Origin of the sequence: Thioalkalivibrio sp. ALE25 (assembly GCF_000377285.1) — a bacterium.
GTDB lineage: Bacteria > Pseudomonadota > Gammaproteobacteria > Ectothiorhodospirales > Ectothiorhodospiraceae > Thioalkalivibrio.
The window spans coordinates 72369-94400 of the sequence record NZ_KB897927.1 but is presented as its reverse complement, the minus strand read 5'-3'; the positions used below and the strand labels follow the sequence as shown (position 1 = coordinate 94400).

The window sequence follows — 22032 nt, the reverse complement described above, 5'->3', positions numbered from 1 at the left end:
GGTTCGCGAAAGAACAAGCCGCGCACAACCCGTGAGCAAGCTGTGGATAAAAACGGCGATTCCCCGTCCTGCCGCCGTTCCCGGAGGGGCGCCCGGGTTATCCACCAAACGCCGATGTAGTGACTGCCCGGGCCGCGATCCGGCCCGCGCGATCATGAAAATGTTTTATCGACCGCGATTAACCAAATGCGTCCCGCCCTTCCCGCCGGCGCGGCGTTCCCCCGGTGCCCGTGACCGCGTTGGACAAAGCCGTCCGGCCTCCCAATAATCCCCGCCATATCGATCCCCGATCCGGGATGGCCCGCCAGCTGTGGGCGCACCCCGGATCCCGCTACCCGATTCATGGAACCCGGGCCCACGCCCGACGATCCGGTATCGTGTGCAGCACTCGCAGGGACGGCCCCGCCGCCCCCGCCACGGAATTCATTGTTGCGAGATGGAGAGCGCCATGAGCGACGCCAAGAAGTCCAAGAAGGACAAGAAGAACGCATCCGGCAAGGCCCAGGCCGAGACCCCGAAGATGGCCAGCGCCACCGGGGCCGTGCAGGCCGCCACCGGCGCCGTCCAGCTGGGCGGCGCCACCGAGTCCGAACCGAAAAAGGGCGGCAGCGGCAAGGAAGCGCGCCACTGCCCGCTCTTGATCCTGGGCTCCGGCCCGGCCGGCTGGACCGCCGCGGTCTACGCCGCGCGCGCCAACCTGAACCCGGTCGTGATCACCGGCCTGGAACAGGGCGGCCAGCTGATGACCACCACCGACGTGGACAACTGGCCGGGCGACAACGAGGGCGTGCAGGGCCCCGAACTGATGCAGCGCATGCAGAAGCATGCCGAGCGTTTCGACACCGAGGTGATCTTCGATCACATCCACACGGTGCAGCTGAAGGACAAGCCCTACCGCCTGATCGGCGACTCCGGGGAATACACCTGTGATGCCCTGATCATCTGCACCGGGGCCTCCGCGCAGTACCTGGGGCTGGAGTCCGAGACCACCTTCGCCGGCAAGGGTGTCTCCGCCTGCGCGACCTGCGACGGCTTCTTCTACCGCAACCAGAAGGTCGCGGTGATCGGCGGCGGCAACACCGCCGTGGAAGAGGCCCTGTACCTGTCCAACATCGCCTCCGAGGTGGTGCTGGTGCACCGCCGCGATGCCCTGCGCGCGGAGAAGATCCTGCAGGACAAGCTGTTCGAGAAGGAAAAGAACGGCAACATCACCATCGAGTGGAACCACACCCTGGACGAGATCCTCGGCGACGCGACCGGCGTGACCGGTGCCCGCCTGAAGCACGCCCAGAGCGGCGAGACGAAGGACATCGACGTGATGGGCGTGTTCATCGCGATCGGCCACAAGCCGAACACCGACATCTTCCAGGGCCAGCTGGACATGGAAGGCGGTTACATCAAGGTGCAAAGCGGCCTGGAGGGCAACGCCACCGCCACCTCCGTACCGGGCGTGTTCGCCGCCGGCGACGTGATGGACCATGTCTACCGCCAGGCGGTCACCTCCGCCGGCACCGGCTGCATGGCCGCACTGGACGCGGAGAAGTACCTGGACAAGCTCGGTTGATCACGTGAGCGCCGAGGGCGATACCCAGGCACCGCACCCGCCGGAGGACGACTCGGGCGACACGCCGGAACGTGTCGAACTGCGCGACGGCCTGGCCGACGTGGACCCGGCCGCCTGGGACGCCCTGACCGGCGGCACCGAGCCGTTCCTGCGCCACGCCTTCCTGGAGGGCCTGGAACGCCACGAGTGTCTGGGGCGCCAGTTCGGCTGGTTCCCGCAGCACGTGCTGATCTTCCGCGACGACCAGCTCGTCGCGGCCGCGCCGGCCTACGCCAAGACCAACAACTACGGCGAGTTCGTGTTCGACTTCGCCTGGGAGAGCGCGTGGAACCGCCAGGGGCTCAACTACTACCCCAAGCTGGTCGTCTCCGTGCCCTATACCCCGGCCACCGGCCCGCGCCTGCTGGTGCACCCGGAGGCGCCGGACTTCGATCACCTGCGCACCCTGCTCGTGCGCGCCCTGGTCACCCGCGGGCGCGAGCTGAACGCCTCGGGCGTGAACATCCTGTTCCCCAACCAGGATGATCTGGACGTGACCCGCGAGCTGGGGCTGGCCGAGCGCATGGGCTGCCAGTACCACTGGACGAACGCGGACTACGCAAGCTTCGACGACTTCCTGGCCGCGCTCAGCTCGAAAAAGCGCAAGAACATCAAGCGCGAACGCCGCCGCGTCAATGAGGCCGGCATCGAGTTCCGCACGCTGACCGGGGCCACCGGATCGCCCGAGGACTGGGCGCGCTTCCACCGTTTCTACGTCGACACCTTCGAGAAGCACATGGGCATCCCGACGCTGTCGGAGGCCTTTTTTGTGGAGACGGCTGCGGCGCTGGGCGATCAGGTGGTGCTGTTCGAGGCCCGGCGACCCAGCGAGACGGGGGACGACGAGACCATCGCCGCGGCCCTTTGCTATCGCGGCCACGACACCCTGTACGGACGCTTCTGGGGCTGCACCGAGGAGCTGGCCGACCTGCACTTCGAGACCTGCTACTACCAGGGCATCGAATTCTGCATCCGCGAAGGACTCGCCCGCTTCGAGCCCGGCGCCCAGGGCGAACACAAGATCCCGCGCGGCTTCCTGCCCACGCCCACCTACTCCGCCCACATGATCCTGACCGAGGGCTTCGACCAGCCCGTGCGCGACTTCTGCGAACGCGAGGCCCAGATGATGCAGGCCCACTGCGAACGCCTGCACGAACACTCGCCCTACCGGCAGGTCCAACCCAACGATGCACCTCGCGCCTGACCAACACCCCCCTGTGGGAGCGGGCTTGCCCGCGAAGCCCCTGCCCGCGCGGGGCTCCGCCACAGGCCCTTCGCCTGCAAGCAGGCTCCTACAAAACCCGGGCCTCCAACCTCGGGTCACGCACGGAAGCGCCCCATGAACTCCAGCCCGCAGATCACCCTGCCCTGGCTGGACCCGGAGCACCCGGAGGCCCCGTTCCCGGACCCGGCGCATGCCCTGGCCGAGCCGAACGGCCTGCTCGCGGCCGGCGGCGATCTGTCCGTGCCACGTCTGCTCAATGCCTACCGCTCCGGCGTGTTCCCCTGGTTCGAGGCCGGGCAGCCGATCCTGTGGTGGAGCCCGGACCCGCGCGCGGTGCTGGAGCCGGGTCACTTCCGCCTGCACCGCAGCCTGAAGAAGGCGATCCGAAACCGTGGCTACACGGTCAGCTTCGATCGCGCCTTCGAGGCCGTGATCGAGGCCTGCGCCGCGCCGCGCGACTACGCCGACGGGACGTGGATCACCGCCAGCATGCAGCAGGCCTACATCGCCCTGCACCGCACGGGGCACGCACACTCGGTGGAGGTCTGGGACGGTCCGCGCCTGATCGGCGGGCTCTATGGCGTGGCCGTGGGGCGGCTGTTCTGCGGCGAGTCCATGTTCTCGCGCGAGCGCGACGCCTCCAAGGTCGCGCTCGCCTGGCTCAGCCGCCACCTGGTCGCCTGGGGCTGGCCGCTGGTGGATGTGCAGATGGAGACCGCCCATCTTCTCAACCTGGGGGCCGTGACCCTGCCCCGCCGCGAGTTCATCGCCCGCATCCGCGACATCGCGAACGAACCCGTCGAACCCGGCCCGTGGCGCACCGACCCGCCCCTGAGCCCCCTCGACCACGGCTGGAACACCGCCGCATAACAACAGTGTCGCCCATGCTCTTTGTGGGAGCGGGCTTGCCCGCAAATGGCTTTTACCAAGTTCCGACGGGGGCAGGGGCTTCGCGGGCAAGCCCGCTCCCACAGGCCACTGCCACACCCCCCCCGCTCCCTCCACAGAGCCCCCTCCCCGCTCGCCCCCGCCCCCGTCACTGCGAGGAGGCGCAGCCGACGTGGCAGTCTGCTGGGGGTATTCCGGCGCCGGGGGCTGCGTCGGGCGATTGCTTCGCGGCGCTCGCAATGACGGGATGGTGGAGCAACCGGGAACCCGTATGCCCGACACTGCGAGGCGCCCGCAGGGGCCGGGGCAGCCTCCGAAACCGGGCACGTCAGCCGGCGCACCCTTGGCCCCCGTTGCGGGTGCTTTATACTCCCGGCCATTAGGGGAACCGAGCGGGAGATTCGGGTGGGCAAGGCAGATCAGGGGGAATCGCGAGCCATGGCGCTCAACGGGCTGCGCGCGGGCCTGCTGCTGGCGCTGGCCGTGATCACGGCGGGCTGTGCGACGCTGGCGCCATCGCCACCCCAGGACCAGAGCAATATCTGCGAGATCTTCCGCGAGCAGCCACGCTGGTACGACTACGCGCGTGATTCCGAACGCGAATGGGGCACGCCCATCGCCACGCAGATGTCGTTCATCCAGCAGGAGTCCTCGTTCCGCAGCCACGTGCGCCCCGACCGCGAGCGGCTGCTGGGCTTCATCCCGTGGAGCCGGCCATCCTCCGCGCGGGGCTACGCCCAGGCGCAGGATCCGGTCTGGGGCGAATACCGGGAGGATGCCGGCAGTCGCTTCGCGCGGCGCACGCACATGAAACACGCCACCGACTTCATCGGCTGGTACAACGATCGCACCCGGCGCATGACCGGCGTACCGCTGCACAACGCGGAGCACCTCTACCTCGCCTACCACGAGGGTCAGGGCGGCTACAGCCGTGGCAGTTATCAGAACAAGCCACAGGTGCGGGCCGCGGCGCGCCAGGTTGCCCAGCGGGCGGACCGCTACGAGTCCCAGCTGGCGAGCTGCGAATCCGAGTTCCGCTGCCGCCGCTTCTATCAGGTCTGGCCCTTCTGCCGACAGTAGGCGAAACCGATCCGGAGCCTCCCAACAGATCGTCATCGCGCGCACCGCGAAGCGATCTCCCGGGAAACCCCACCGTCGGGGCCACCCCGACCGACTGCCACGGCGGCTGCGCCTCCTCGCAGTGACAGGAATACGGTTTCCCGGCTGTTCCACCATCCCGTCATTGCGAGCAGCGCGAAACAATCGCCCGACGCAGCCCCCGGCGTCGGGATAGCCCCAGCAGACTGCCACGTCGGCTTTGCCTTCTCGCAGTGACCGAGGGGGGTATTCCCGAGCGCTCCAACATCCGGTCATTGCGAGCGCCGCGAAGCAATCGCCTGACGCAGCCCCCGGCACCGGGATAGCCCCAGCAGACTGCCACGTCGGCTTTGCCTCCTCGCAGTGACGGAACCGGGGCCCGAGGCGTGACGGCGGCACTTGAGGGAACCCGGCCGGCCGTGTTCCAGTCTCCGGAGTACCCTCTTACGGACTACAAGGACGCACCATGAGCGACAATCCCACGGCCGGCTTTCGCTTCAACCACACCATGCTGCGCGTGAAGGATCCGCAGAAGGCGCTGGACTTCTACCAGCGCGTGTTCGGCATGCAGCTGGTGAAGACGCTGGATTTCCCGGAGTTCGAGTTCACGCTCTACTTCCTGGCGCAGATCGGCGAGGACGAACCGCAGCCGCCCAAGGACGCCGGCGAGGCCACCCGCTGGATGTTCAGCCAGCGCGGCATCCTGGAGCTGACCTACAACTACGGCACCGAGAAGGACGCCGGCTTCCACTACCACGACGGCAACGAAGAGCCGCAGGGCTTCGGCCACATCTGCTTTTCGGTCCCGGATCTGGACGCGGCCGTGCGCTGGTTCGACCAGAACAATGTTGAATTCGTGAAGCGCCCGGACGAGGGCGGCCTGAAGGACATCGCCTTCGTGAAGGACCTCGACGGCTACTGGATCGAGATCCTCGAACCCAGCCGTCTGACGGGGCTGGGGCGGTAGGCCCCACCGCCAACCGAGCGGGTGGCGCCGCCAGGTGTTGCCCGCCACCGGCGCTGGCGGGGGCTTCGCGCGCGAGCGCGCTCCTGCAGGGTTGGGGCTAGCCCCGGCTCACCGGAAAAGGCCAGCGATTCACCTCAGCGGGCGCTGTACCCAAACATAAAAAGGGCCCCTTTGCGGGGCCCTCCACTCTCCAGAGCGTTCCGGCGTTAGCGGCCGGTCGATCGTCGCCCGATCGTTTAGACCTGGGTGTAGCGCAGGTAGGAGCGGATCTCCTCGAAGCCCTGCGGGAACTTCTTCTGCGCGTCCTCGTTGCTGACCGTCGGCGGGATGATCACGCGAGCACCCGGGGTCCAGTCGGCCGGCGTCGCGATGCCGTGCTGGTCACCGGTCTGCAACGCGTCGATCACACGCAGGATCTCGTCGAAGTTGCGGCCCACCGACATCGGGTAGGTCATCATCAGCCGGATCTTCTTGTTCGGGTCGATGATGTAGACCGAGCGCACGGCGGCGGTCTCGCTCTCGCCCGGGTGGATCATCTCGTAGAGCTCGGAAATCTTCTTGTCGGCGTCGGCGACGATCGGGAACTCCAGCGTGGTGTTCTGGGTGTCGTTGACGTCCTCGATCCACTTGTTGTGCTCCTCGACCGTGTCGGTCGACAGCCCGAGCGGCTTGGTGTTGCGGTCCGCGAACTGCTTGGCCAGCTGCGCGGTACGGCCCATCTCGGTGGTGCACACCGGGGTGAAGTCGGCCGGGTGGCTGAAGAAGAAGCACCAGGAGTCGCCAATCCATTCGTGGAAGTCGATCTTGCCCTTGGTGGTGTCAATCTGGAAATTCGGTGCGGTATCGCCCAAACGCAGTGCCATGATGTACTCCTTGCTTTGAAAGTTTGATCGGGTCGTTCATGGGGTCGTGCCTCCATGTACGTCTTACTTTATCTGTCGACCCGAATATAGTGAATTACTTATTTCTTAACGCAACGATAGTTTTTCACTAAAGCGGGCCAGGCAAGACGGCCCCTGCCCCAGCCCGCTGACCACGGGCCTACATGCGACGGAACAAGTCCACCAGGTCTTCACGCATGTCCTGACGACCCATCTCCTCGGTCGTGAAGTCGTCGCCATCGAAGTTCACGCCCAGCATCACCGCCTGACCCGCCTCCAGGTCGGGCTGGAGCGCCACCATGCGGAGCCCTTCCAGATAGTCAGCCACCGCTTCGTCGGCCTCCGCGACAGCCTGGACCTGCTTCTGCATCCACGAGGAGATGTGCAGCACCAGGGTGCCGTCCCACTCCGAGGCGGCGAGCTCCTGCAGGTAGGCGTGGGCCAGCGCCACGTTCTCATCGCGATCCAGCTCGCCCCCCAGCGCCAGGTAGGCCACTTCCTTGTCCGCGGTCACATGCACCGCGGCGGCGGCATCCTCGCCGGAGCGCAGCGTCGCGATCTGGAAGCCCGCCCGCGGATCGGCCGAGAGCATGGATGCGCCCAGGCCACCCGCCAGGGCACCACAGATGGGTGACGGATTATTGATCACGACCATCGAACCGGCGCCCATCTGGTTGACGATGGCCTGCCCGACCCCGGCACTGGCCATAGAGCGGATGGTCTGTTGCTCGCCAAACGAAAGGGGCTCGGCGGCGGCCAGCATCGGGGTCGCCAGTAGGGCGGCGGACAGGGAGAGGGTCATTGCGGTCTTTTTCATCAGAGACTCCGGTCTTTAAGCTGTATTGGACTATCGTGTTTTACTGATGCTTATGGCGGTATCTCTCCACTCCCGTCCCTTGTGACAGGCAGTGGCCGGACGTCCGACCGCCCACGCGGACGTCGTTTAAACCCGGGCGAGACGCGTTACCCGACCCGCCCGGGCACTTTCAGTCTTGCTCGTCGGCGTCGCCCTCCAGCTGGCTCAGACGGCGGTACAGGCTGCGCTCGCTGATCCCGAGGGTCCTTGCCAGCGCACGGCGGTCCCCGGGGTACACCGCAGCCGCGTGCCGCAGGTATTCGCGCTCGATCTCGTCCAGCGGGCGCAATGACTGCGGATGCAGCAACCCTTCCAGTCCGCCAGTCCTCGCCCCGACCGGGGACGCACCGCCTTGCCGCACGCGGTCCGGCAGGTGTTCCGGACGGATCGCCTCGCCGTCTGCCAGCAAGGCCGCGCGCTCGAGGATGTTGCGCAGCTCGCGCACATTGCCGGGGAAGGAATACTGCTCGAGAACTCTCAGGGTCTCGTCTTCCAGGCGCGGTGGCACGACCAGATCCAGGCGCTCGCCAAGAGCCTCCAGCAGCAACGGGATGTCCTCCACCCGCTCGCGCAGCGGGGGCACCTCGATCGGGAAGGTGTTGATACGGTAGTAGAGGTCCTCGCGGAATTCGCCGGCCCGGACCATGGATTCGAGATCGCGGTGGGTCGCGCAGACCAGGCGAAAATCCGCCCGCCGCGACTCGACACCACCGACCCGGCGATAGGCGTGGGTCTCCAGCAGCCGCAGCAGCTTGACCTGCTGGCTTAGCGGTATATCCCCCACCTCGTCGAGAAACAGGGTGCCGCCGGCCGCCGCCTCCACCAGCCCGGCCTTGGCCGAGGTCGCCCCGGTAAACGCCCCCCGTTCATGGCCGAACAGCTCGCTTTCGAACAGGGTTTCGGTGAGGCCGGAGCATTCCACGGGCACGAACGGCAATTTCTTCCGCGGGCTCGCTTCGTGAATGGCGCGTGCGATCAGTTCCTTGCCCGTGCCGGACTCGCCGAGCAGAAGGGCCGAGGCATTGCTCGGCGCCACCCGGCTGATCATCCCCAGCATGGCATTGAAGGCCCTGGAGCGACCGACCAGCCCGCCGCTGCCCGCCTGTGGCGCGGACACCGGCAGGTGATGCAGGCGTTCGATCAGGTAGCGGATCTCCCCGTCAGCATCCCGGATCGGCAGCAACTCGACGTCCACGTGCTCGCGCCCGGCCTCGGTGTGATGCACGTGCAGCACGCGTTCGCGGTGGCCACTGCCCAGGGCGGCCCGCAGGGGGCAGGACTCCCCCGCCTCGTCGCAGGGGCGGCGGAAACCATGGGAGGCCTCGAAGCAGGTGCGACCGGAGCCATCGCGATCAGTCCCGTAGATGCGCTGGTAGGCGCCATTGGCCGCCAGGATCCGATAATCCGGGGACAGCAGGATGGCCGGTTCACGAAATACCTCCAGCACCTGGCGCAGGGTCCCCACGTTGGGGTCCAGGGGTGCCGACTCCTTCTTCGGGATGCTGGTCACGTCGCCTCGCAACAAGGGGTCCTGGAAGGCGTATCCGACACCGGAACCGACGCCGTCACGCTGCCCGATAGACACGTTCAGACGAGCGATGTTCAACGGCATGCCATCACCCCCGTATGCAGCTCGTGAGAGGAAGGTCCGCCATTCGGGTCGTGCCACGGCGCCGACTTCCTGCAGACGCGTGGCTCGATGCCCTGAATGGCGGACTCGGACATTCCGGAAAGGCCCTGTGACAACCGATGGGCGATCCCGCCTAGTGATAGCCGGTCTCCGGGGTCACCTTCCCGCGGAAGACCCAGTAGGTCCACGCGGTGTAACCCAGGATGATCGGGATCACGAACAGCGCCCCCACCAGGATGAACAGCTGCGCATCCGGCGAGGAGGCCGCATCCCAGAAGGTGTAGTCCGGCGGCACCACGTACGGCCACTTGCTCACCAGCAGTCCCAGGTAAGTGGTGATGAACAGGGCAATCGTGGCGACGAACGGGATCCCTTCATCTCGCCGGCGCACCGCGCGGATCAGGACCCAGGCGGAGAACAGCGCCAGCGCCGGGAGCACCCAGAGGTACTGCCAGGTCCCCATCCAGCGCTCCATCACCTTCGGATCGATGAACGGGGTAATCAGGCTCACCGCGCCGAACACCAGCAGCACGACCGCCAGCATCCAGGGCGCCACCCGATAGGCAAAGGCCTGGGTATCACCCTCGGTCTTCACAATCAGCCAGGTCGCGCCCAGCAGGGCATAGCCCGCCAGCAGCCCGATGCCGGTGAGGACGGTGAACGGCGTCAGCCAGTCGAGCGGACCGCCGGCGAAGCTGAAGCCGTCCATCTCGAAGCCCTGGATATAGGCACCGACCACCGCGCCCTGGGCGAAGGCCGCCACCGCCGAGCCGATCGCGAAGGCGGCGTTCCACAGCCCCTTGGAGCGGTGCGCCTTGAAGCGGAACTCGAAGGCCACGCCGCGGAAGATCAGCCCCGCCAGCATCAGGAAGACCCCGATATAAAGCGCCGGCAGGAACACCGAGTACACCAGCGGGAAGGCGGCCAGCAGGCCCGCGCCGCCGAGGATCAGCCAGGTCTCGTTGCCGTCCCACACCGGGGCGACGGAGTTCATCATCACGTCGCGCGAGGTCTCCCCCGGGGCGAAGGGGAAGAGGATCCCCACCCCGAGGTCGAACCCGTCCATCAGCACGTAGGCGATCACGCCCACGGCAATGATGACGACCCAGATCAGCGTGATATCGATCGTGGTTTCCATCACTTAGCTCCTTGCACCGCTGACCGCGGCGTCATCGACGAAGGTGTCAGCGGCCGACAGCGGACGCTTGGCGTGCGCCGGCGCATGCACGGCATCGGCCGGTTCCGGGCCCTGACGCACGATGCGCACCAGGTAGTAGACGCCCCCGGTGAACACCGCCGCGTAGACCGCCACATAGCCGATCAGGGTGAACAGGGCCATGCCACCGGTCAGGGCCGGGGTAATGCCCTCGGCATGATTCATCACGCCGTAGACCAGCCAGGGCGCGCGCCCGGTCTCGGTCACGAACCAGCCCGCGACCACCGCCAGGAACGGCGCCGGGATCATCCAGGCCAGCCCCTTGAGGAACAGCGGCGAGGCATACATCCGGCGGCGGAAGCGCAGCCAGGCGCCCGCCAGCGCGAACAGGATCATCACCATGCCAATCGCCACCATCACGCGGAACGACCAGAAGGTGATGCCTACCGGCGGACGTTCCTCGGCCGGTACCTCCAGCAGGCCAGGCACTTCCCCGTCCATCTCGTGGGTGAGGATGAAGCTCGCCATCTTCGGGATGCCGATCTCGAAGTGATTGGTCTCGTTGGCCGAGTCGGGGATCGCGAACAAGAGCAGCGGCGCCCCGCGCTCGGTCTCCCACACGCCTTCCATCGCCGCCACCTTGGTCGGCTGATGCTCGAAGGTGTTGAGGCCGTGGATATCACCGACCACCAGCTGCGCCGGGGCCGCGAACAGCAGCACCCACATCGTGGTGCCCAGGGCCTTGCGGTTCATCACCACGTCGCGCTGGCGCAGCAGATACCAGGCGGAGACCCCGGCGACCACGAAGCCGGCGGTAAGCAGCGAGGCCAGCCCCATGTGGAAGAAGCGCGGCCAGAAGCTCGGGTTGAAGATCGCCGTGATCCAGGACGTGACATGGAACACCCCGTCCTGCAGCTCGAAGCCGACCGGCGTCTGCATCCAGCTGTTGGCCACCAGGATCCAGAACGACGAGATGAAGGTGCCCAGCGCGACCATCAGGGCCGAGAACAGGTGCACGCCCTGCGGCACCCGGTCACGCCCGAACAGCAGCACGCCCAGGAACGCCGCCTCCAGGAAGAACGCAGTGAGCACCTCGTAGGACAGCACCGGCCCGAGGAAATTGGCCGTGGCATAGGAGAACGCACTCCAGTTGGTCCCGAACTGGAACGACATCACCAGGCCGGAGACCACGCCCATACCGAAGACCACCGCGAAGATCTTGATCCAGAACTTCGAGATCTGGGTATAGATCGTGTCACCGGTCTTCCAGGCGCGAAATTCCAGAAACGCAATAAACGAAGCCAGCCCGATCGTGAACACCGGGAAGATCGCGTGAAACGAAACCACGAACGCGAACTGGATTCGCGAGAGTAGTATGGGGTCGAGCTCCATGGCCTTTCCTCCGTTATCAGGGGCACGCCGGGATGACGTATCGATGAACCCCTAACAAGTACCGTGCCAGAGTTCCGGTCCGGACCCCGGCGGCGCGCTGCAGGCGACTGGCCCGTGTCTTGGCGCCTGGCCAACGCCCGCCAATGCCGCCCCGGGTCTGCCATTCTTGGCAGTCCGGTCGCAGGTGACTGCCACGAATGGCAGACCGGAACCGCCAACACCGGCGCCCAGGGCCCGACGGGGCGGTCTGCCGGTGTTGGCATGCAACTTGTAAGCATTCCGTCACACGAAGCGCCCGGCAGACGGCGCGACCCTCAGAACTGGCCCGCCCGGTCCCCGGAGCGGCAGACGGATACGCGGAGAGAGCCATGCATCACCCCGAAGACCCGAAGCACCCCGAGATTGACCAGGCCCTGGCCCGGCAGGCCCGGGAGACCTTGCAAGGACTGTCCCGGCGCGATTTCCTGAAGATCGCCGGTGCCGCCGGCCTGGTGTCGGCGACTGGCGTGCAGGCCGCCCCGGCCCGCGCGGCGGTCTCCAGCCAGGCCCGCATCGTGGTGCTCGGTGGCGGAGCCGCCGGCATGACCATGGCCGCCCGCCTGCGCGACCTGCTTGACGGCGCACGCATCACCATCGTCGAGCCCAGCGAGATCCATCATTACCAGCCCGGCTGGACCCTGGTGGCCGCGGGCGTTTATTCCGTGGGCGAGGTCCAGCGCCGCAATGAACGCTATATCCCGCGCGGCGTCGACTGGGTGCGCTCCACGGTGGCGGCCATCGATCCCGAATCGCAACGGGTCGAGACCACCGACGGCGACCGGCTCGACTACGACTTCCTGGTGGTCGCCACCGGGCTGCACCTGGACTTTGAAGCCATCGAAGGGTTGCGCCGCGAGGATATCGGGCGTCCCGGCCTGACCAGCCTGTATGCCAGCGCCGAGGCCGCACGCGATGCCTACGAACAGATCCATGCGTTCGGCGAGAACGGCGGGGTGGCGCGGTTTACCATCCCCAATACGCCGATCAAGTGTGCCGGGGCGCCGATCAAGGCGACCTTCATCGCCGATGACCTGCTGCGCTCGGCCGGTCAGCGCGCCGGGGCCGATTTCCACTATCACACGGGGTCGGACACCCTGTTCAGCGTGCAGCGCTTTGACCATATGGTGCGCGACCTGTACGCGGAACGCGGCGTGAGCGTGAACGACGGAGGTGCCCTGGTGGCGGTGGATGTCGACGCCCGCCAGGCCCAGTTCGAGACCCGCGACGGCGGGCGCGAGACGGTGGACTACGACTATCTCCACGTGACCCCGCCGATGCGCGCGCACGACTTTGTGCGTGACGCCGGGCTGGCGGTGGAGGACGGTCCCCTGGCGGCCGGAGGCTGGCTGGAGGTGGATGACCGCACGCTGCAGCACACGGACTACCCGAACATCTTCGGCGCCGGCGACGTGGTCGCGACCGCAATCGGCAAGACCGCCTCCACGGTGCGCTCGCATGGCGCGGTGATGCCGGACAACCTGGTAGATGTGATCCAGGATCGCGAACCCTCGCGCCGGTTCGATGGCTACACCTCCTGCCCGCTGATCACCGAAGTGGGCAAGGCCGCACTGGTGGAATTCGATTACACCCTGCAGGAGGTGCCGACCTTCAGCTTCCTCGACCAGGGGGAACCCAGCTGGATGTGGTGGCGCCTGAAGGTGCATATGATCAAGCCGCTGTACTTCAACATGCTGCGCGGGCGCTACCTGCGCTAGTCAATGCCGCAACCGGGCGAAACAGGCGCCCCGCCGCCGGACCACCGTGCCGCGCCGGGGCCATGGCTGCGCGCACGGCAACGGCCACACCGCCACTGGCTGGTGCTCAGTGCCGCCAGCACGCTGGTGGCCACGCTGGCGACCATTGCGCTGGCGGGGCTCGTGGCCTGGGCGGTGCACGGCACGCTGTTCGCCGCCGCCCCCCCGTACCTGCCGGGCATCCTGCTGGGCGGCCTCGCCTTGCTCGGTCTGCGCTATGCCGCCCAGGCCCTGCGCGACCTGGCGGGACACCGCCTCGCCTTTGCGGTCAAGCAGCAGCTGCGCACCGATCTCCTGCAACAGGTCCGGCATGCCGGGCCCGCGCGCCTGGCCGGACAGACGACCGCGGGCGCCTGGGCGGAGCAGTTCCAGACGCGGGTGGATGACCTGACCGGCTACTATGCGCGTTACCTGCCGGCCCGCCAGGCGGTCATCCTGACGCCACTGGCCATTCTGGCCGCGGCCTTCTGGCTGGACTGGCTCGCCGCCCTGCTGTTGCTGCTCGCCGCCCCGCTGATTCCGGCGTTCATGGCGATCGTCGGCATGGGTGCGGAACAGATCCACCGGCGTCAGCAAGAGGAGGCCAACCGTCTGGCGGGGCACTTCCTCGACCGCATCCGCAGCCTGGACTGGCTGCGCCGGGCCCGCGCCATCACGGCCACCGAGATCGAGGTCGTCGAGCGCAGCCACCAGCAACGCCGCCTGACCATGCGCACCCTCCGGGTCGCATTCCTGTCCTCGGCGATCATGGAGTTCTTCAGCGCGGTCGCGATCGGCATGGTCGCGATCTACATCGGCTTCGCCCTGTTCGGCGCCATCGACTATGGCCCGGCCGGGGACATCACCCTGTTCACCGGGTTGTTCATCCTGCTGCTGGCGCCGGAGTATTTCCTGCCCCTGCGCCAGTTCGCCCAGAGCTACCATGACCGCGCCGGTGCGCTGGCCGCCGCCGAGAGCCTCGCTCCCGCGCTTGCTTCGCCCAACGGGGCCGAGGCTTCAGCCGCGGTCACCGAGGTCACCGGCGGGGACGAGACCGACCCCTTGCTGAAACTCGAGGATGTGATGGTGCACTACCCGGGTCAGCGCACACCGGTCCTGCAGCATCTCGACCTCGAGATTCAAGCGGGGGCGCATCTCGCACTGACCGGCCCCAGTGGCAGCGGAAAATCCACCCTTCTGGCGGTATGTGCCGGCTTTCTGCCCCCCACCGAGGGCCGCATTCAACGCCATGCCCGGGCCCGCCATTTCGCCTGGATCGACCAGGATGCCCATCTGTTCCACGGTAGCCTGCGCGAAAACCTGCAGCTGGCCCGCCACGCAATGATCCCCGATGCAGAGATGGCCACGGCACTGGAACAGGCCGGGTTACCCCTCGACGCGCCCGAGCTCCCCGACGGCCTGGACACCGCCATCGGCGAGGCCCGGCACGGCCTCTCCGGCGGCCAGGCCCAGCGGGTCGCCGTCGCGCGCGCACTGCTCTCCGGGCACCGCCTCTGGCTGCTCGACGAACCGACCAGCGCGCTCGACGTGAAGACCGAAGAGGCACTCCTGGACACGCTGTTCCGGCTGGCCGACACCCGTGGCCTGACGCTGGTGATCGCGAGCCATCATGCCGCCATCCACCGGCGCTGCCCGCAACAGCTGGAGCTGGCGCCGGTCACGCCGGAGACACCCCATGCGTGACGAAACCCGCGCCAACCTCGCCTTTCTGCACCGCGTCTTCCGCCGGCGCCGCGTCTGGTACTGGGGCGCCTGGGGCCTGCTGGCATTGACCTGGATCGCCGGGATCGCCCTGCTGGCGCTGTCCGGCTGGTTTATCACCGCGACCGCGCTGGCGGGCGCCGGACTTCTGGCCACCCTGGACCTCTACGTACCGTCCGGTGGCATCCGTACCGCCGCGATCAGCCGCACCCTGGCACGCTATTTCGAGCGTCTGGTCAGTCACGAGGCGGTGCTGCGCAGCCTGGCCGATCTGCGCGGCCACAGCTTCCGCGGGCTCGCCGCACTGCCCATGGCACGCGTTCGCGCCTACCGCAGTGGCGACCTGCAGACCCGCCTGACCAGCGACATCGACACCCTCGATGGGATGCCCCTGCGGGTGGTCGGACCGATGGTCGCCGCGGCCATCAGCCTCGTGGTCACGCTGGTCATCGCCATCTGGCTGGCGCCCTGGCCCGCCGCGGCCGTGCTCGCCGTCTCCGGTCTTGCAACGCTTGCTGTCTCCGCGCTGCTTGCACTGGCCGGGCAGCGCCGCAGCCACGCGCTGGTGCAGGCCCGGGCACGCGAACGCATCGGGCTGTTCGACTACATCGGCGGCCTGGCCGAGCTTCTGGCCTACAACCGGGCCCGCGAACACGAGGCCTCGCTGCGCCGCGAGAACGCGACCTACGCGCGCCAGCAACGCGCCCAGGAGGCGTTCGGCGTTGGGTCTGAACAGGCCGTGCAGGCCGTGGTCGGCGCATCCGCGCTGCTGATGCTGGTCCTCGCCCTGGGCTGGTACCGCGACGGGACCCTGAGCGCGCCTGTGGCGGTACTGCTGCCGCTGATGACCCTGGGATTGGGCGAGGTCCTCGGCAGCCTGCCCGGGGCGTGGTGGCGTGCCGGCGAGAGCCTCAAGGCCGCCGGGCGCGTGCAACATCTCGAAGCAGCCGGGCAGGCCCCGGCAGGAGCCGCACGCCCGGCCCCTGCCGACCACGCCCCCGTGCTGCAGGCCCACGGCCTGACCATCGGCTTTCACCGCGAACGCCCGCTGCTCGGCCCCCTGGACCTCGCCCCCGCGCGCGGCCGTCCGCTGGTGATCAGCGGGGCCAGCGGGCGCGGCAAGAGCACGCTGCTGGACACCCTCGCCGGCGAACTGCCGCCCCTGACCGGGCGCATCGCGCTTGGCGGCGACGATCTCGATCGAATCTCGGCCGACACCCGGTACCGCCATCTCAGCTACCTGCCTCAGGGGCTGCAACTGCCGGACACCTCCCTCCGCGACATCCTGGAGCCGCGTCACACGCCTCTCAGCGATGCGGCCCTGTGGGAGGCTCTGGAGCAGGTGGATCTGGCGAACGCCGTGCGTGGCACGGAAGAAGGTCTGGACTACCGCATCGGCGAAGCTGGCTCGTACCTCTCCGGCGGCCAGCGGCGCCGGCTCGCCCTGGCGGCGATCCTCCTTCAGGACCGTCCCGTCGTCCTGCTCGATGAACCCTTCGCCGGCCTCGACCCGAGGACTCTCGAGCGCGTGCTGCCCCGCATCGGCCCGTGGCTGAACCAGCGCCAGTGCCTGCTCGTGACCCACGCCCCGGAATCCCTGCCGCGCGACTGGCCCCGCCTCGATCTCGGCCGCCCCGCCCCCTCCTGAACCCGGACCGAAGGGATACCCCCGCAGTCGAAATGCGAACAGCGCCGCGCGGACCTCGTCGCCGGGGAATATAGAGAGTAAGGGGGTGACGGCCGGCTCCGGCGTGCTGGCGCCGCAGGGCGCCAATGGTCGAACCATCGTTCTCATATCTCGGGTTCGAATCCCGGAAATGCTGGGGCCAGACGTGCGAAAGGAGCCACTTGGGCCCCTTTGCGGTATTTGGCGGAGAGTGAGGATTACGCCCGGCTGCGCCGGTCGCCCTTCGGGCCGCCTTCGCTGCGCTGCGGCGTTCCGGTGTCGCTACGCGCCACCGGTCGAACCATCGTTCTCATATCTCGGGTTCGAATCCCGGAAATGCTGGGGCCAGACGTGCGAAAGGAGCCACTTGGGCCCCTTCACAGGATTTGGCGGAGAGTGAGGGATTCGAACCCTCGATGGGCTTTTGACCCATACTCCCTTAGCAGGGGAGCGCCTTCGACCGCTCGGCCAACTCTCCGGAAACGCGGCACAGGATACGTTCTTGGGCGGCCAAATGAAAGGCCCGCAGGCGGTGATCCGCCTCCGGGCCCTGACATTGCCTGCCGAGGGTTCAGTCGTCGCGTGCGCCTGCGGCCACACCCCCGGCCCCGGTACTACCACCGCCACCGGAGTTCTCCCCGCCGCCGTCACCGCCGGCGACGTTCGATTCGCGCTGGATGCGCTGAAAGATCTCCTCGCGATGAACCGCGACGTCCTGAGGTGCGTTGATGCCGATGCGGACCTGATTGCCCTTGACCCCCAGGACGGTGACGGACACATCCTCGCCGATCATGAGGGTCTCGCCCACACGTCGAGTCAAAATGAGCATGCTCTTCTCCGCAGTGCCTGTGTCGGACGGAGTCGGTCGTCCGGTAACCGTTTTACGGTCTGTCATCCTTAACCGTCCTCCTGTTGACCGGCAGGGTCGTGTTCGAGTTCAAATGCATCGTGCAATGCACGTACCGCAAGTTCGAGGTACTTCTCATCCACCACCACGGAGATCTTGATTTCCGAGGTGGAGATCATCCGGATGTTGATGGTTTCGCGCGACAAGGCCTCGAACATCTTGCTGGCGATGCCGGCGTGCGAGCGCATGCCGACGCCCACCACGGAGATCTTGACGATGTGGGTGTCGCCGGCGACCTCGCGGGCGTTGAGGTCCCTGGCCGCCGCCTGCAGGATCTCGAGGGCCTTGTCGTAGTCGTTGCGATGAACCGTAAAGGTGAAGTCGGTGGTCTGATCCGCGCCCACGTTCTGCACGATCATGTCCACCTCGATATTGGCCTCCGCGATCGGGCCGAGGATGCGATGCGCGACCCCCGGCTGATCGGGGACGCCCTGAATCGTCAGCTGGGCCTCGTTCTGATTGAACGCGATACCCGCAACCAGCGCCTGTTCCACCTGCGCATCCTCCTCCGTGGTAATCAGGGTCCCCGGTCCTTCCTCGAACGAGGACAGCACTCGTAACGGGACGTTGTACTTGCCGGCGAATTCCACCGCCCGGATCTGCAGCACCTTGGAACCGAGGCTTGCCATCTCCAGCATCTCCTCGAAGGTGATGCTGTGCAACCGGCGGGCATTCGGGACCAGGCGCGGATCGGTGGTGTAGACGCCGTCGACATCCGTGTAGATGCGGCACTCGTCGGCCTTGAGCGCCGCGGCCAGCGCGACCGCCGTGGTATCCGAGCCACCCCGGCCCAGGGTGGTGATCGCACCGTGTTCGTCCACGCCCTGGAAACCGGCCACAACCACCACGCGCCCGGCGTCCAGGTCGCCCCGCACGCGGGCATCGTCGATGCTGCGGATGCGCGCCTTGTTATGCGCGCTGTCGGTGCGGATGGTCACCTGCGCGCCGGTGTAGGAGCGCGCGTCGCAGCCGCGCGCCTCCAGCGCCATCGCCAGCAGCGCGATGGTGACCTGCTCGCCGGTGGACAGCAGCACGTCCAGCTCGCGGCCATCCGCCCGCGGGTTCAGCGCGTGGGCGAGTCCCAGCAGACGATCGGTCTCGCCGCTCATCGCGGAGACCACGATCACCAGCTGGTGCCCTTCCTCGCGCAGTTTCAGGGCGCGTTCCGCGACCGCCTGGATGCGTTCGGGCGAGCCCACCGAGGTGCCGCCAAATTTGAGTACCAGCAACGCCATTTGAAGATTCCGTTCCGTGCCCGGCCCTTGCGGCCGTCCGGACAGGGCGCACCCCATCCATTAGCGTTTACTTAAAAGGCCACCATTAGACAACAAAATATCCGTCGTTGCGAGGCCCGTCAGCGGCGGCGCTATCCCCCGGAGATCGCCGCGGCGCTACGCGCCCCGCGATGACAAGACCCATCGTCATTGCGAGGCCCCGTCAGGGGCGGCGGCAACCGCCATCCGAAGCCACCGCACCCGCCCGCCTTCCAGCGCCGGGCAACCCCTGCAGATCGCCACCGCGCTGCGCACCTCGCGATGGCGGGCGTGCTAGTGACGGAAACCGTCAGGCCCGTTCGCGTACCCAGTCGGTGACCGAGGCCAGCGCGGCCTCCAGCTTGTCCGGGCTCTGGCCACCGGCCATCGCCATGTCCGGGCGGCCACCGCCCTTGCCGTCCACCTGCGCGGCGACGTGGCCGACCAGATCGCCGGCCTTGAACTGGCCGGTCTCGGCCTTGGTGACGCCCGCCACCAGGCTGACCTTGCCCTCGCCGGTGGCGGTACCCAGAACCACGACCGCCTTGCCGAGTTTCTGCTTGAGCTGGTCGACCATGTCGCGCAGGGCCTTGGGCTCCACGCCTTCGACCTTCGCGGCCAGCACCTGCATGCCGCCGACCTCCTGCGCCTGCGAGGCCAGATCGCTGCCGGCCTGGCTGGCCAACTTGCCCTTGAGCTGTTCGATCTGCTTTTCCAGTTCGCGCGAGCGCTCCTGCAACTGGGCGACCTTGTCGGCCGCCTCGCCACGCCCGGCGCGCAGGCGATCGGCGATCGCATCCAGGTACCCGAGCTGCTGGTCGACCCAGCGCAGCGCCACCTCGCCGGCCACCGCCTCGATACGGCGAATACTGGCCGCCACCCCGCCCTCGGAGGTGATGCGGAACAGGCCGATGTCGCCGGTACGATCCACATGCGTGCCGCCGCACAGCTCCACGGAGGTGCCAATCTTCAGCACCCGGACCTGATCGCCGTACTTCTCGCCGAACAGCGCGACCGCGCCGGACTCCATCGCCGACTCGATGTCCATCACGCGGGTATCGGTGGCCTCGTTGGCCAGGATCTCGGCGTTCACCTGGGCCTCGATGGCACGCAGCTGCTCGTCGGTCAGCGGCTCCATGTGGGTGAAGTCGAAGCGCAGGCGCTCCGGGTCCACCAGCGAACCTTTCTGCTGGACGTGGTCGCCCAACTGGTCGCGCAGGGCCTTGTGCAGCAGGTGGGTCGCCGAGTGATGTCGACGGATGTTCTCGCGGCGCGGGCCTTCCACCGCGGCCTGCAGCGTCTGGCCGACCTCCAGCGTGCCGGCGCGGACCTGGCCGACATGGATGTGCGCCGCGCCCTGCTTGCGGGTATCAGCGACCTGGAAGCGCACGCCGGAGCCACTGAGCGTGCCGACATCGCCCACCTGGCCGCCGGACTCGCCGTAGAACGGCGTGCGGTCCAGTACCACCAGGCCTTCGGCGCCGACCTCGAGTCGTTCGACCGGCTCGCCGTTCTGGTACAGCGCGACCACGCGACCCTCGTCGTCGACGGTCTCGTAGCCGGAGAATGTGGTCTCGAGATCGACCTGCGGCAGGCCGCCGTCGTCCATGGAGAAGTGGCTGGCGGCGCGGGCCCGGGCACGCTGATCGGCCATCGCGGACTCGAATCCGTCCATGTCCAGCTCCAGGCCGCGCTCGCGGGCGATATCGCCGGTCAGGTCCACCGGGAAGCCGTAGGTGTCATACAGCAGGAAGATGGTCTCGCCCGGGATCACCTGGCCCTCGAGATCGCGCAGGTCGTCCTCGAGGATCTTCATGCCCTTGTCGAGCGTCTCCAGGAACTTGCGTTCCTCCTTCTCCAGCACCTTCTCGACCTGCGCCTGCGCCTCGGCCAGCTCCGGGAAGGCCTCGCCCATCGCGCGCACCAGGTCGCCGACCATCTGGTAGAGGAAGGCGTCCTGCGCGCCCACCTTGAAGCCATGGCGCGCGGCGCGGCGGATGATGCGGCGCAACACGTAGCCGCGGCCCTCGTTCGACGGCAGCACGCCGTCGGTAATCAGGAAGGCAATGGAACGGATGTGGTCGGCGATCACGCGCAGCGAGGCGGAATCCTTTTCCCTCGCCCCGGTCACGCGCGCGGCGGCCGCGATCAGGTCCTGGAACAGGTCGATCTCGTAGTTGGAGTGCACGCCCTGCAGCACGGCGGCCAGGCGCTCCAGTCCCATACCGGTATCGACGGACGGGCGTGGCAGCGGGTTCAGCATGCCGTCCGCGTCGCGGTCGTACTGCATGAACACCAGATTCCAGATCTCGATGTAGCGATCGCCGTCCTCGTCCGGGGAGCCGGGCGGGCCGCCCTCGACCTCCGGACCGTGGTCGTAGAACACCTCGGTGCAGGGGCCGCAGGGGCCGGTATCGCCCATCTGCCAGAAGTTGTCGGAACCGCCATCGGGGTCGTCGCCTATGCGGATGATGCGCTCGGCCGGCACCTGGATCTCGTTCGCCCAGACGCTGTAGGCGTCGTCGTCGGTCTCGTAGACCGTGACCCACAGCTTCTCCGGCGGCAGGCCAATGGACTCGGTCAGGAACTGCCAGGCGTAGTGGATCGCGTCGCGCTTGAAGTAGTCGCCGAAGCTGAAGTTGCCCAGCATCTCGAAGAACGTGTGGTGGCGCGCGGTATAGCCGACGTTCTCGAGGTCGTTGTGCTTGCCGCCCGCGCGCACGCAGCGCTGCGTGGACACCGCCCGGGTATACGGACGCTTCTCGCGCCCGAGGAACACATCCTTGAACTGCACCATGCCCGCGTTGGTAAACAGCAACGTGGGATCATTGCCCGGTACCAGCGGGCTGGACGGCACGATCGTATGGCCATGCCCTTCAAAGAATTCGAGGAAACTCCGGCGAATGTCGGCGCTTTTCATGCGGTTCCGGTGAGCGTTGGGGTCAAACCCGGAATGCTATCACGCAAGCGCCCCAGCCGCGTATTGCCGGGCCCGCCTTCGGGCCATGCTTCCGGT

At 67.5% G+C, this 22032-nt stretch carries 16 protein-coding genes and 1 tRNA gene; 8 read left to right on the top strand and 9 right to left on the bottom strand.

What is annotated here, in order from left to right; genetic code table 11:
- Positions 1-448 precede the first annotated feature (448 nt).
- The 5 genes from trxB to gloA all read left to right on the top strand — a co-directional run bounded on the left by trxB (position 449) and on the right by gloA (position 5781).
- Positions 449-1564, top strand: a complete 1116-nt coding sequence (gene trxB, locus C996_RS0103315) for a thioredoxin-disulfide reductase (protein ID WP_026279182.1) — start codon at positions 449-451, stop codon at positions 1562-1564.
- A gap of 4 nt (positions 1565-1568) precedes the next feature.
- Positions 1569-2807 carry a GNAT family N-acetyltransferase gene (locus C996_RS0103310; RefSeq protein WP_018866046.1) on the top strand — a complete coding sequence of 413 codons (1239 nt, stop codon included), beginning with the start codon at positions 1569-1571 and terminating at the stop codon, positions 2805-2807.
- Positions 2808-2942: 135 nt separating this feature from the next.
- Positions 2943-3698, top strand: a complete 756-nt coding sequence (aat, locus tag C996_RS0103305; protein WP_018866045.1) for a leucyl/phenylalanyl-tRNA--protein transferase — start codon at positions 2943-2945, stop codon at positions 3696-3698.
- A gap of 423 nt (positions 3699-4121) precedes the next feature.
- Positions 4122-4796 carry a hypothetical protein gene (locus C996_RS0103300; RefSeq protein WP_026279181.1) on the top strand — a complete coding sequence of 225 codons (675 nt, stop codon included), beginning with the start codon at positions 4122-4124 and terminating at the stop codon, positions 4794-4796.
- 484 nt (positions 4797-5280) lie between these two features.
- Complete coding sequence (gene gloA / locus C996_RS0103295; protein WP_018866043.1) at positions 5281-5781, top strand: lactoylglutathione lyase; 501 nt, start codon at positions 5281-5283, stop codon at positions 5779-5781.
- Positions 5782-6017: 236 nt separating this feature from the next.
- Here gloA and C996_RS0103290 read toward each other — a convergent pair whose 3' ends face one another.
- The 5 genes from C996_RS0103290 to C996_RS0103270 form a co-directional block, all read right to left on the bottom strand.
- The gene (locus tag C996_RS0103290; RefSeq protein WP_018866042.1) at positions 6018-6644 is read right to left on the bottom strand and encodes a peroxiredoxin; all 627 of its coding nucleotides are present in this window, start codon (positions 6642-6644) and stop codon (positions 6018-6020) included.
- Between the two features lie 178 nt (positions 6645-6822).
- Entirely contained in the window at positions 6823-7479 is a 657-nt protein-coding gene (locus C996_RS0103285; protein ID WP_018866041.1) for a hypothetical protein, read from the bottom strand.
- Positions 7480-7648: 169 nt separating this feature from the next.
- Positions 7649-9130, bottom strand: a complete 1482-nt coding sequence (locus C996_RS0103280; protein ID WP_018866040.1) for a sigma-54-dependent Fis family transcriptional regulator — start codon at positions 9128-9130, stop codon at positions 7649-7651.
- A 151-nt stretch (positions 9131-9281) separates the two neighbouring features.
- Complete coding sequence (gene cydB / locus C996_RS0103275; RefSeq protein ID WP_018866039.1) at positions 9282-10286, bottom strand: cytochrome d ubiquinol oxidase subunit II; 1005 nt, start codon at positions 10284-10286, stop codon at positions 9282-9284.
- Positions 10287-10289: 3 nt separating this feature from the next.
- Positions 10290-11696, bottom strand: a complete 1407-nt coding sequence (locus tag C996_RS0103270) for a cytochrome ubiquinol oxidase subunit I (RefSeq protein WP_018866038.1) — start codon at positions 11694-11696, stop codon at positions 10290-10292.
- Between the two features lie 368 nt (positions 11697-12064).
- Here C996_RS0103270 and C996_RS0103265 point away from each other — a divergent pair, with 368 nt between their 5' ends.
- From C996_RS0103265 to cydC, 3 genes are all read left to right on the top strand, one after another.
- Positions 12065-13450, top strand: a complete 1386-nt coding sequence (locus C996_RS0103265; RefSeq protein ID WP_018866037.1) for an NAD(P)/FAD-dependent oxidoreductase — start codon at positions 12065-12067, stop codon at positions 13448-13450.
- 102 nt (positions 13451-13552) lie between these two features.
- The gene (gene cydD / locus C996_RS0103260) at positions 13553-15172 is read left to right on the top strand and encodes a thiol reductant ABC exporter subunit CydD (protein WP_018866036.1); all 1620 of its coding nucleotides are present in this window, start codon (positions 13553-13555) and stop codon (positions 15170-15172) included.
- The gene (gene cydC / locus C996_RS0103255) at positions 15165-16838 is read left to right on the top strand and encodes a thiol reductant ABC exporter subunit CydC (RefSeq protein ID WP_018866035.1); all 1674 of its coding nucleotides are present in this window, start codon (positions 15165-15167) and stop codon (positions 16836-16838) included. Before cydD ends, cydC begins: the two co-directional genes overlap by 8 nt.
- A 405-nt stretch (positions 16839-17243) precedes the next feature.
- On the opposite strand, the gene C996_RS0103250 is transcribed toward cydC, so the two are convergent.
- The 4 genes from C996_RS0103250 to alaS all read right to left on the bottom strand — a co-directional run bounded on the left by C996_RS0103250 (position 17244) and on the right by alaS (position 21936).
- Positions 17244-17334: transfer RNA gene (locus C996_RS0103250), tRNA-Ser, on the bottom strand.
- Positions 17335-17427: 93 nt separating this feature from the next.
- Positions 17428-17685, bottom strand: coding sequence for a carbon storage regulator CsrA (gene csrA / locus C996_RS0103245; RefSeq protein ID WP_026279180.1), 258 nt, complete (start codon positions 17683-17685; stop codon positions 17428-17430).
- A 68-nt stretch (positions 17686-17753) separates the two neighbouring features.
- A complete protein-coding gene (locus tag C996_RS0103240; protein ID WP_018866033.1) occupies positions 17754-18998 on the bottom strand; it encodes an aspartate kinase in 1245 nt (414 codons plus the stop codon).
- 328 nt (positions 18999-19326) lie between these two features.
- Positions 19327-21936 carry an alanine--tRNA ligase gene (gene alaS, locus C996_RS0103235; RefSeq protein ID WP_018866032.1) on the bottom strand — a complete coding sequence of 870 codons (2610 nt, stop codon included), beginning with the start codon at positions 21934-21936 and terminating at the stop codon, positions 19327-19329.
- Between the last annotated feature and the right edge of the window lie 96 nt (positions 21937-22032).

Bases quoted from the DNA above. Each gene is read 5' to 3' on its own strand.
- trxB (WP_026279182.1), top strand. From the start codon at position 449: ATGAGCGACGCCAAGAAGTCCAAGAAGGACAAGAAGAACGCATCCGGC.
- aat (WP_018866045.1), top strand. From the start codon at position 2,943: ATGAACTCCAGCCCGCAGATCACCCTGCCCTGGCTGGACCCGGAGCAC.
- gloA (WP_018866043.1), top strand. From the start codon at position 5,281: ATGAGCGACAATCCCACGGCCGGCTTTCGCTTCAACCACACCATGCTG.
- C996_RS0103290 (WP_018866042.1), bottom strand. From the start codon at position 6,644: ATGGCACTGCGTTTGGGCGATACCGCACCGAATTTCCAGATTGACACC.
- C996_RS0103285 (WP_018866041.1), bottom strand. From the start codon at position 7,479: ATGAAAAAGACCGCAATGACCCTCTCCCTGTCCGCCGCCCTACTGGCG.
- C996_RS0103280 (WP_018866040.1), bottom strand. From the start codon at position 9,130: ATGCCGTTGAACATCGCTCGTCTGAACGTGTCTATCGGGCAGCGTGAC.
- cydB (WP_018866039.1), bottom strand. From the start codon at position 10,286: ATGGAAACCACGATCGATATCACGCTGATCTGGGTCGTCATCATTGCC.
- C996_RS0103270 (WP_018866038.1), bottom strand. From the start codon at position 11,696: ATGGAGCTCGACCCCATACTACTCTCGCGAATCCAGTTCGCGTTCGTG.
- C996_RS0103265 (WP_018866037.1), top strand. From the start codon at position 12,065: ATGCATCACCCCGAAGACCCGAAGCACCCCGAGATTGACCAGGCCCTG.
- cydC (WP_018866035.1), top strand. From the start codon at position 15,165: ATGCGTGACGAAACCCGCGCCAACCTCGCCTTTCTGCACCGCGTCTTC.
- csrA (WP_026279180.1), bottom strand. From the start codon at position 17,685: ATGCTCATTTTGACTCGACGTGTGGGCGAGACCCTCATGATCGGCGAG.
- C996_RS0103240 (WP_018866033.1), bottom strand. From the start codon at position 18,998: ATGGCGTTGCTGGTACTCAAATTTGGCGGCACCTCGGTGGGCTCGCCC.
- alaS (WP_018866032.1), bottom strand. From the start codon at position 21,936: ATGAAAAGCGCCGACATTCGCCGGAGTTTCCTCGAATTCTTTGAAGGG.